This is a genomic window from Paraburkholderia sp. BR14320 (assembly GCF_040948665.1).
Classification (GTDB): domain Bacteria; phylum Pseudomonadota; class Gammaproteobacteria; order Burkholderiales; family Burkholderiaceae; genus Paraburkholderia; species Paraburkholderia youngii.
Genome location: NZ_JBFPKG010000290.1, coordinates 1 through 359, shown reverse-complemented (window position 1 = coordinate 359; position 359 = coordinate 1). Strand labels below are relative to the sequence as shown.

Below are 359 nucleotides of genomic sequence, written 5' to 3'. Positions count from 1 at the left end.
CATATAGCCGGTGATCTGCCGCATCCCCCAACCGAACAGCCGGTAGAAGGTAAAGATCAGCTCCATGTACGCCGTGGTGTAGGTCGGCTCACGCCCCGACACGCCCGGCGTACGGATCTTTGCGTTGATAAGCTGCGCCTTCAGATCGCCGCCCGGCACATACAGGCTGATCATGCCGCGCTTTCTCAGGCTCTGGTTATACGCCCGCGCGTTCGTCACCCGGTACCCCGGCTTCTTGCGCTTGCGCCGTTCACCCGTCTTTAGTCTGGCTTTATATGGCATTATTCAAGCTGGCTTCATGATGTTGCGCTTTTACACAACCCGCAGCATCTTTACAATACCCCCATCCGGACAAAGCC

The 359-nt window shown here is 57.4% G+C and carries 1 protein-coding gene; it reads left to right on the top strand.

The genetic code is table 11. From position 1 onward, the window contains the following. Positions 1 to 172: 172 nt before the first annotated feature. Positions 173 to 359, top strand: a 187-nt coding sequence (locus AB3X89_RS40360) for a hypothetical protein (protein ID WP_368588079.1), incomplete at its 3' end; no start/stop codon positions are given.